The sequence below is a fragment of the Rhodococcus sp. EPR-147 genome (genome assembly GCF_001647185.1).
In the GTDB taxonomy this organism is placed as follows: domain Bacteria; phylum Actinomycetota; class Actinomycetes; order Mycobacteriales; family Mycobacteriaceae; genus Rhodococcoides.
Window position 1 is genome coordinate 1 of sequence record NZ_LVCU01000159.1, and the last position, 9,278, is coordinate 9,278.

The 9,278-nt window shown below is 65.0% G+C and carries 7 protein-coding genes and 1 pseudogene; 4 read left to right on the top strand and 4 right to left on the bottom strand.

The window, feature by feature from the left end; genetic code table 11:
* From A2J02_RS07915 to A2J02_RS07930, 4 genes are all read right to left on the bottom strand, one after another.
* On the bottom strand, positions 1 to 900 hold a 900-nt coding region (locus A2J02_RS07915), incomplete at its 3' end, for a sensor domain-containing diguanylate cyclase (protein ID WP_156516144.1).
* 49 nt (positions 901 to 949) lie between these two features.
* Positions 950 to 2,218: a glucarate dehydratase family protein gene (locus A2J02_RS07920; protein ID WP_068048975.1), complete on the bottom strand. Its 1,269-nt coding sequence runs from the start codon at positions 2,216 to 2,218 to the stop codon at positions 950 to 952.
* Entirely contained in the window at positions 2,218 to 3,144 is a 927-nt protein-coding gene (locus A2J02_RS07925; RefSeq protein WP_068048978.1) for a 5-dehydro-4-deoxyglucarate dehydratase, read from the bottom strand. The genes A2J02_RS07920 and A2J02_RS07925 overlap by 1 nt, the downstream gene beginning before the upstream one ends.
* Before the next feature lie 32 nt (positions 3,145 to 3,176).
* A complete protein-coding gene (locus A2J02_RS07930) occupies positions 3,177 to 4,775 on the bottom strand; it encodes an aldehyde dehydrogenase (NADP(+)) (protein ID WP_068048981.1) in 1,599 nt (532 codons plus the stop codon).
* A gap of 288 nt (positions 4,776 to 5,063) precedes the next feature.
* Here A2J02_RS07930 and A2J02_RS07935 point away from each other — a divergent pair, with 288 nt between their 5' ends.
* From A2J02_RS07935 to A2J02_RS07950, 4 genes and pseudogenes are all read left to right on the top strand, one after another.
* On the top strand, positions 5,064 to 6,410 hold the full coding sequence (locus A2J02_RS07935) for an enolase C-terminal domain-like protein (RefSeq protein ID WP_068048984.1): 1,347 nt from the start codon (positions 5,064 to 5,066) through the stop codon (positions 6,408 to 6,410).
* Between the two features lie 14 nt (positions 6,411 to 6,424).
* Positions 6,425 to 7,378, top strand: a complete 954-nt coding sequence (locus A2J02_RS07940; protein ID WP_068048990.1) for a 2-hydroxyacid dehydrogenase — start codon at positions 6,425 to 6,427, stop codon at positions 7,376 to 7,378.
* Positions 7,379 to 7,451: 73 nt separating this feature from the next.
* The gene (locus A2J02_RS07945; protein WP_068048987.1) at positions 7,452 to 8,651 is read left to right on the top strand and encodes an L-talarate/galactarate dehydratase; all 1,200 of its coding nucleotides are present in this window, start codon (positions 7,452 to 7,454) and stop codon (positions 8,649 to 8,651) included.
* A gap of 248 nt (positions 8,652 to 8,899) precedes the next feature.
* Positions 8,900 to 9,278: pseudogene (locus A2J02_RS07950) on the top strand (TrkH family potassium uptake protein); the annotation flags it as partial.

The following is a 9,278-nucleotide window of genomic DNA, read 5'->3' on the forward strand; positions in this document are numbered from 1 at the left end:
CAGCGCTCGGTCGGCGCGCTCGAGGGTCGCGCGGGCGGTCTCTCCGTCCTGTCGACAAGCCACCCCTACCGAGATCGTCAGGTCCGCGGGCAACTCCGTCCGCACTCGATCGATGGCGGTGCGCAGCTCGGCACCCGTGCCGGTGATGCACAGTACGGTGAATTCGTCGCCGCCCGAGCGGCTCAGCAGATGCTGCGGCGGGAGGAAGTTGCGTAGTGCATCCGACACGGTGACGAGTGCGTGATCGCCTGCCGCGTGCCCGAAGTCGTCGTTGATCACCTTGAAGTGATCGATGTCCACCACGGCGACGGCGTCGATCTTTCCGCTCGCGACCGTTCCCGGCCGAGCGTCCAGCTCTCTGGTCAATCGCCGCCGATTCGCGAGTCGGGTCAGATCGTCGATCTCGGAGGTCGATGCCACGCTCTGGACCCAGGCCGCAGAGATCGCGATTGCCACGACAACGAGCTCGGCGTTGACCACCAGAACGGGGTGCAGGTCTCCCACCGCGATGCCCAGGTACGCAATGTAGCTCGCGTTGAGAACCGTTGTACGCCAAGCGATACGGGCGGGCAGGACGATGAACGCCGGCGTCACCAACAGTAGCTGGAGAAAGATCCCGGACAACGCCGCGATCTCGCCGCCCGCAGCGGTGCAGAACAAGGCGATACTCGTCAGGCCCGACAGATGCATCAACAGGTACAGCCGCCGGGAAAGTACCGGAGCTGCGGCAATCATGTACACGCCAAGTGCGCACCACAGCACAGCCAGCGCACACAGGACCGCGGCGGCCCGGGGGGACGCCGCGACGACGATGACGACACCGACCAACCCGCTGACGAGGCAATTGACCCCGGACGTCCGCGCTACCGAGGCAGGGGAGTACTGCCAGCCACTGTTCACACCACTAGCCTCTCGCACGGTCCCCACGACCTGCTGCGAGTTTAGCCCCCTACCAGCGTGGGCACGTGTTCTCGAAGCTCGGATCGATGCTCTGCATGTAGCCGGTGTCGTCGCGGTCGCGGATACCGCAGTCGAGGTACTGCTGATGCAGCGCTGCGAGGGCGGCCTCGTCTATCTCGATGCCCAACCCCGGCCCGGTGGGCACGGCCACCGCACCGTCGACGAAGTTCAACACCCCGGGTACGACGACGTCCTCGTTCTTCCACGGCCAGTGCGTATCGCAGGCGTAGGTCAGATTGGGCGTCGCCGCGGCCAGGTGCACCATGGCGGCCAGACTGATGCCGAGGTGGCTGTTCGAGTGCATCGACAGACCCAGCTCGAAGGTCTCGCAGATTCCGGCGAGCAACCTCGATCGTTGCAGGCCGCCCCAGTAATGATGGTCGGACAACACCACCTGCACCGAATCCTTCACCACCGCGGGCCGTAGATGATCGAACGCGACGACGCACATGTTGGTCGCGAGTGGCATCTTCGCCTCCCGCGCGACCTCGGCCATCCCGTCGAGTCCTGGTGTCGGGTCCTCGAGATACTCGACGATGCCGTCGAGCTCGGCGGCAACGCGGATGGAGGTGTCGACCGTCCACGCCGCGTTGGGGTCCAGCCGGAGCGGAAGCTCGGGGAATGCCTCCCGCAGCGCCTTGATACCGGCGATCTCCTCGTCGGGCGGGAAGACGCCGCCCTTGACCTTGATGGCCTCGAAGCCGTACTCGTCGATCATCTTTCGAGCCTGCCGAACCAGGCCTTCCGGATCGATCGCCTCGCCCCATTCGTCGGGCTGCTGCCCGGGATGCGCAGCCCACTTGTAGAACAGGTACGCGCTGAACGGAACCGAATCGCGCACCTTGCCGCCGAGCAGATCCGACACCGGTCGTTGCAGTACTTTTCCCTGGACGTCCAGGCAGGCGATCTCGAAGGGTGAGAACACACGGTCGGTGGTGCTGGCCGTGGTGATCATTCCGGCGACGCCGTCACCACCGGTGATCGACAGGGTTCCGAGTACGGAGTCGACGGCGTCACGAATCGCGTTGAGTGCGAACACGTCCAGGCCGGTGATGGCCTGGGCCGCCGCGTCGAGACGAGCCAGGTGTGCGGTGTCGGCATAGGTCTCACCGAGTCCGACGATGCCTGCATCGGTATCGAGTTGGATGATGGCGCGCAGTGCGTACGGCTGATGTACACCGACGGTGTTGAGCAACGGAGGGTCGACGAACGCGATCGGGGTGATCCGAGCGCCGGTGATCAGAATCGGATCCTGCATCAGTGCACCGCGAGCTCGTCCGCCAGCACGGCCCGGCCGGCGGCTACGATCGCGGTCAGTTCTTCGAGGTGCGGTGCACTGATGTCCACCAGTGGCGGGCGCACGGGGCCTGCCTCGATGCCCTCCATCGTCACGCCTGCCTTGATGAGAGAGACGGCGTAGCCGGGAACCTTGTCGCGTAGGCGAACCAGCGGGTGGAAGAACTCGCGCAGCAGTGCGGCTGTGAGCTTCTCGTTTCCGCTGTCGAGGGATCGGTAGAACGCCAGCGCAAGCTCGGGCGCGAAGGCGAACGTCGCCGAGGAGTACAGCGTGACACCGATGGCGCGATAGGCCTGCTGCGAGACCTCGGCGGTGGGCAGGCCGTTGAAGAACTGGAAGGGCTTGCCCGACGGCTCGAGGGCATCCAGCACTGCCCGAACGATGCGGCCGACCTGATCGAGATCGCCTGTACCGTCCTTGAATCCGACGACGGTGGGGAGCTGCGCCACCTCGACGGCCGAGTCCTCGGTGAAGCGAGCGTTACCGCGGTTGTAAACGATCAGTGGCAGATCCGAGGCACCGGCAACGGCCTTGGTGTAGTTGACCAACCCGGCCTGCGGCATCGTCACCAGATAGGGCGGGAGCAACAGGATTCCGTCGGCTCCGTTGGTCTTCGCGCTCGCGGCGAATGCTTTTGCCTGGGCGACGGATCCGCCTGCACCGGCGTAGACGGGGACGCGGCCGGCAACGACGTCGACCGCGGTGCGCACGATCTTGCCGAACTCCTCGCTTTCGAGGGCATGGAATTCGCCCGTGCCGCACGCGATGAACACTCCACCGGGTCCCGCATCGACACCCTTCGCGATGTGCGCGGCCAGCAGGTCGTAATCGACCTCACCGGTGGCAGTGAACGGGGTGACGGGGAAGAACAGGACTCCGTCGAGCATGGTGGTCTCCTCGAGAACTAGGTGGGGGTGAGTCAGTCTTGGGTGAGCTGGCCGTCGATGCGGCGAAAGATGCCCTCTGGGTTGCCATCGGCAATTGGATTGGGCAGCAGAGATTTCGGCACGTCCTGGTAGGAAACAGGACGCAGGAAGCGCTCGATGGCGAGAGATCCGACCGAGGTGGTGCGGGAATTGGAAGTGGCGGGGAAGGGGCCGCCGTGGACCATTGCGTGGCCTACCTCGACGCCGGTGGGCCATCCGTCGAACAGGATGCGACCGGCCTTGAGTTCGAGCACCGAGAGGAGTTTGCCTGCCTCGGTGTGATCGGACTCGTCGGCATGGACAGTGGCGGTCAGCTGCCCTTCGAGGAGCGCGGCGACGTCGCGAAGCTGCTGTGCATCGGTGCAGCGAACGATGAGGCTCGACGCGCCGAACACCTCGGCCTGTGCTGCATCGGAGGTGAGGAACGTATCGGCGTCGGTGGTGAACAGCGCTGCGCGGCAGGCGTTCGGGGCCTGTGCGTCTGTACCCCTGGCGAGCTCGGTCACGACTTCGCTCAAAGTGTCGACGCCCTCGGCGTAGCTCGCGGCGATGTTCGGGGTCAGCATCGTGGTGGGTGTGGACTCCTGCACAGCGGCAGTGGCCGCCTCGGTGAAGGTCTGCAGGCCCGGGCCGTCGACGGCGATGACGAGACCGGGGTTGGTGCAGAACTGGCCCGAGCCCATGGTGAGCGATGCGACGAAGGCGCGGCCGAGTTCGGCTCCGCGGGTGGCGAGTGCGCCGTCGAGGACGAAGACGGGGTTGATGGAACTCATCTCGGCGTACACCGGGATGGGCTCGCGGCGACCGGCCGCCGCGGCAACGAGAGCCGTTCCGCCCAAGCGTGATCCGGTGAATCCGACGGCCTTGATGCGAGGGTCGGTCACCAGAGCGGTACCGAGTCCGCGGCCGGAGCCGAACAACAGTGAGAACGTTCCAGAGGGCATTCCGGTGGAGGACACCGCGTCGGCGATTGCGCGGCCGACCAACTCGGACGTTCCCGGGTGGGCGTCGTGTGCTTTGACCACCACAGGGCATCCGGCTGCGAGGGCGGACGCGGTGTCGCCGCCGGCGACGGAGAAGGCGAGCGGGAAGTTGCTGGCACCGAACACTGCTACCGGTCCCAGGGGAATCTGTCGCTGGCGGATGTCGGCGCGGGGGAGGGGCGCGCGTTCGGGCTGGGCCGGATCGATACGGGCTCCGTTCCAACTGCCCTCGCGCAGAACGGAAGCGAACAGACGCAGTTGTCCGGTGGTGCGGCCGACCTCGCCGGTGATGCGGGCCAGCGGAAGTCCTGATTCTGCGACGGTGCGCTCGATCAGGGTGTCGCCGAGCGCCGCGATGTTGTCTGCGATGGTCTCGAGGAACTGCGCGCGGGTCTCCGAGGACGTGGCCCGGTAGTCGGCGAAGGCGTCGGCCGCTGCGGCACAGGCCTTCTCGACGTCGTTGTTGTCTCCGTGCCCGTAGGCGGGTTCGAGATCTCTGCCGGTGCTGGGGTCGATTCCGTGAATCTGCGCGCCGGCACCGAATACCGGGACGCCGGCGATGATCATCCGGCCGGTGAGAGTGGTGGACTGTGTCGTCGACGCTGTCATGGGGTGACTCCTAGGGCTGTGATGCGGTGCGTGCACTGACGCCGAGGCGTGACCTGGCTCATAGCTCACCACGGTAGAAGGGCGATCGATACATGTCCAAGTCTAAAAAAGTCGCATTCGATCCACTCTCGGTATCGATCGCGCTGCCAGGTGTGATGGGCTCCCGCTGTGCCTACCGATGCCACTACTGCATCGGTCGATGCGCAGATGGTCTTGGACATGAATCGATCGGGAGTCCTAGTGTCGTCTGTGAGCCGAGTCACCCATGGCGTATGAGAGAGGTCGGACATGAACGTCCACACGAGCACCCCCGTCGTCACCGAGATGCGCGTCATTCCCATTGCCGGTCACGACGACATGCTGCTGAACCTCAGCGGAGCGCACGCCCCGTACTTCACCCGCAATCTGGTGGTGCTCACCGATTCGGATGGGCGCATCGGTGTCGGTGAAGTGCCCGGCGGAGAGGCGATCCGGCAGACTCTCGAGGATGCGCGGGTACTCGTCGAGGGCCAGGGCATCGGTCGGTACAACGCCGTGCTGGCCGAGATGCGCCGCACGTTCGCGGATCGTGATGCCGGGGGCCGAGGCGCGCAGACCTTCGATCTGCGGATCGCGATTCACGCTGTGACCGCGGTGGAATCGGCGTTACTGGATCTACTCGGCCAGCATCTCGGCGTCAGCGTCGCCGCGTTGTTGGGAGACGGTCAGCAGCGTGACAAGGTCCAGGCTCTGGGCTACCTGTTCTTCGTCGCCGATCGCACCAAGACCGACCTCGCCTACCGTGGTGCAGCCGACGAGGCTGCTGGGGCCGACGACTGGATGCGCATCAGGCACGAGGAGGCCATGGATCCCGAGTCGATCGTGCGCCTCGCCGAGGCGGCGCAGGCCCGATACGGATTCCAGGACTTCAAGCTCAAGGGTGGTGCGCTGCCCGCCGCCGAGGAGGCCGCTGCGGTGCGCGCATTGGCCGAGCGATTCCCCGAGGCTCGAATCACGTTGGATCCCAACGGCGGTTGGTTGCTGAAGGACGCGATCGAGACGTGTCGTGGCCTGCGGGATGTCCTGGCCTACGCCGAAGATCCCGTCGGACCGGAGGGCGGATTCTCCGGTCGAGAAGTGATGACCGAATTCAAGCGCGCCACCGGGTTGCAGACCGCGACCAACATGATCGCCACCGACTGGCGCGAGATGGGCCACACCATCCGATCCGGTGCCGTGGACATCCCGTTGGCCGACCCGCACTTCTGGACGATGGCCGGTTCTGTCCGCGTAGCGCAGCTGTGCGATGCGTGGGGTCTGACGTGGGGTTCGCACTCCAACAACCACTTCGACGTGTCACTGGCCATGTTCACCCACGTCGCCGCGGCCGCTCCAGGAACGATCACGGCCATCGACACGCACTGGATCTGGCAGGACGGACAGCGAGTGACCAAGGAGCCGTTCACGATCGAGGACGGCTACCTGACCGTGCCCGACAAGCCGGGTCTGGGTGTCGAGCTCGACTTCGAGCAGATCGATGCGGCGCACGAGCTGTACCAGAAGGAAGGTCTCGGTTCCCGCGACGACTCCATCGGTATGCAGTACCTGATCGAGGGATGGGCGTTCGACAGCAAGCGGCCGGCCCTGGTGCGATGAGTTCCGGTGCGCGGATGAAGATCGTTGTCGGTGACCGTAATGTGCTGCCGCATCGGGAGCAGTTCGAGGCGGGCCTGCCCGCCGATGCCGAGGTGGTCTGGTGCATCCCGTTCGACGAAAACCGCATCATCGACGAGCTTGCCGATGCCGACGTCTACGTCGGTGGCAAGTTCAGCGCGGCCATGGGTGCCGCTGCGCCGAATCTGCGTATGGTGCACGTCGCAGGCGCGGGAACGGACAATGTCGATTGTTCCCGCTTGGGTCCCGATGTGCAGGTGTGCAACACCTTTCATCACGAGCAGTCGATTGCCGAGTATGTCGTTGCTGCGACCGTGATGCTGCGACGTAAGTTTCTGCAACAGGATCGGGCGCTGCGCGCGGGCCGGTTCGCGACCGCTGTCTACGATCCGAGCATCGCGCAACCGTTGTCGTTGAGCGGTGCTCGCATCGGATTCGTCGGGTTCGGGCATATCGGTCGAAAAACGTGGCAGTTGTTTCGGGCGTACGGGGCAACCGGTGCTGCGGTCACCGGCAGCGGACGAGCTCCGGACGAGGGCCTCGAATGGGTCGCTGATGCAGGGGATGTGAAGAGGCTCGCCGATTTCGCGGATGTTCTCGTGGTCTCCGCGCCGTTGAACGAGCACACTCGCGGCATGATCGGTGCCGAGGAACTTCGGAGGCTGGGTGAGGACGGGATACTCGTCAACGTCGGCCGTGGGCCCTTGGTGCAGGAACAACCACTGTTCGACGCACTGTCTCGCAACGAGATCGCTGCAGCTGCCATCGATGTCTGGTACCGCTACCCGGGGCCGGACGGGGTGGGCGAACCGAGTTCTCTGCCGTTCCGTGAACTCGACAACGTGCTGATGACTCCCCACTCGTCGGGCGTCACGCACCACACGTTCGTGGGCCGAGTCGCCGATATCGCGTCGAACATCGATGCTTTGGCGGCATCGTTGAGCCGGTAAAAGGTGTTGGACGTGCATGGTTCGCCGAAATAGGCTGGGAAGCAATATAATCGACGAACTCAGGAGTTGCACGATGACCATCGCAACGGACAAGCCCACCAGTGGACTCGTCGCACCGGACGCCGCAGTCAGGGCCCTGGCCGCCGGGGCTGCAAGCCTCGACCGCATCGTCGAGGTGACATTGTCCTCGATCGTGTTGCCGCTGAAGAATCCGATCAGCGATGCCAAGGTGCTCACGGGTCGGCAGAAGGCGATGACCGAGGTGGTGTTCCTGTTCGCGGAGATTCGCACCGAACAGGGCCATGAGGGAATCGGTTTCGGTTATTCCAAGCGTGCGGGCGGCCCCGCCCAGTTTGCGCATGCCCAGGAGATTGCTCCGGTCCTCATCGGTGAGGACCCTAACGACATCGGCAAGATCTGGAACAAGCTGGTGTGGGCCGGAGCCTCGGTGGGGCGCAGTGGTGTTGCGACGCAGGCGATTGCCGCGATCGACATCGCGCTGTGGGATCTCAAAGCCAAGCGTGCGGGGTTGCCGCTGGCGAAACTGATCGGATCGGCACGCGATTCGGTGCAGACGTACAACACCTCGGGTGGTTTTCTGCACACTCCCATCGAGGAGGTCATGGAGAACGCCGCCATCTCACTGGCCAACGGCATCGGCGGCATCAAACTGAAGGTGGGACAGCCGGATTGGCGTACCGATATCGCCCGCGTCACGGCGGTCCGCGAATTTCTCGGTGACGATGTCCCGCTGATGGTGGACGCCAATCAGCAGTGGGATCGGCCGACCGCTCAGCGCATGGGCCGCATTCTGGAGCAGTTCGATCTGGTCTGGATCGAGGAACCCCTCGACGCCTACGACGCCGAAGGGCACGCCCAGCTCGCTCGCAGCCTGGATACCTCGATCGCGACGGGAGAGATGCTGGCAAGCGTCGGTGAGCACGTCCGCCTCATCGAGGCCGGCTCGGTCGACATCCTGCAACCCGACGCTCCTCGAATCGGCGGAATCACGCAGTTCCTGAAGTTGGCCACGCTGGCAGAGCATCACGATCTGCAACTCGCCCCGCACTTCGCCATGGAGATCCATCTGCACCTCGCGGCGGTGTATCCCCTGCAGACGTGGGTGGAGCACTTCGACTGGTTGGACCCACTGTTCGACGAGCATCTCGAGACGCGAGACGGGCGCATGCATCTCTCCGCGCGCCCGGGACTGGGCTTCACGTTGAGCGAACAGGGACGTGCGTGGACCGTGGCAAAAATAGCAGTGCGCTGACGCGGGAGCGCTGACGCGCAGGTGCGCGGGAGTGGAGCCCGCGGAATGACCCAGGTGCACGGGAGTGGAGCCCGCGGAATGACCCAGGTGCACGGAAACTCGACCTCTGCTACGAGTTTTCGTGCACGTGCCGCGAAGCGGCTCTTCCACTCACATGGCGCGAAGCGGAGCGTACTGTTTCTCGGGTGACAGACGCTCACCAGGCATCGCGATGGTCCGCGATCTTCAGGCCGACGCCGGTTCGGGTCATGGCCACAGGGTTCGCGCTCGCCATCGCGATAGGTGCGGGCGTGCTGTCGCTGCCGGCGGCGACCGTGCCCGGCAGCGAGACCGGGTTTCTGCAGGCGTTGTTCACGTCCACCTCCGCCGTCAGTCTGACCGGCCTGATCGTGGTGGACACTCCGGTGTACTGGTCGGGATTCGGGCAGGGCGTGATCCTTGCCCTGATTCAGATCGGCGGATTCGGGATCATGACGATCGCGTCCCTGGTCGGTCTGGTCCTGGCCGATCGAATAGGTCTGCGCGGCAGGCTCAACGCGGCCGCGGAGGTGCGCACCTCGGGGCTGGGTGATGTCCGAAGCGTCGTCATCGGCGTGTTCCGCACCAGTCTGATCATCGAGAGCGTCG

Excerpts from the sequence above, each read along its gene's own strand:
- A2J02_RS07920 (WP_068048975.1), bottom strand. The coding sequence starts at position 2,218 with ATGCAGGATCCGATTCTGATCACCGGCGCTCGGATCACCCCGATCGCG.
- A2J02_RS07925 (WP_068048978.1), bottom strand. The coding sequence starts at position 3,144 with ATGCTCGACGGAGTCCTGTTCTTCCCCGTCACCCCGTTCACTGCCACC.
- A2J02_RS07930 (WP_068048981.1), bottom strand. The coding sequence starts at position 4,775 with ATGACAGCGTCGACGACACAGTCCACCACTCTCACCGGCCGGATGATC.
- A2J02_RS07935 (WP_068048984.1), top strand. The coding sequence starts at position 5,064 with ATGAACGTCCACACGAGCACCCCCGTCGTCACCGAGATGCGCGTCATT.
- A2J02_RS07940 (WP_068048990.1), top strand. The coding sequence starts at position 6,425 with ATGAAGATCGTTGTCGGTGACCGTAATGTGCTGCCGCATCGGGAGCAG.
- A2J02_RS07945 (WP_068048987.1), top strand. The coding sequence starts at position 7,452 with ATGACCATCGCAACGGACAAGCCCACCAGTGGACTCGTCGCACCGGAC.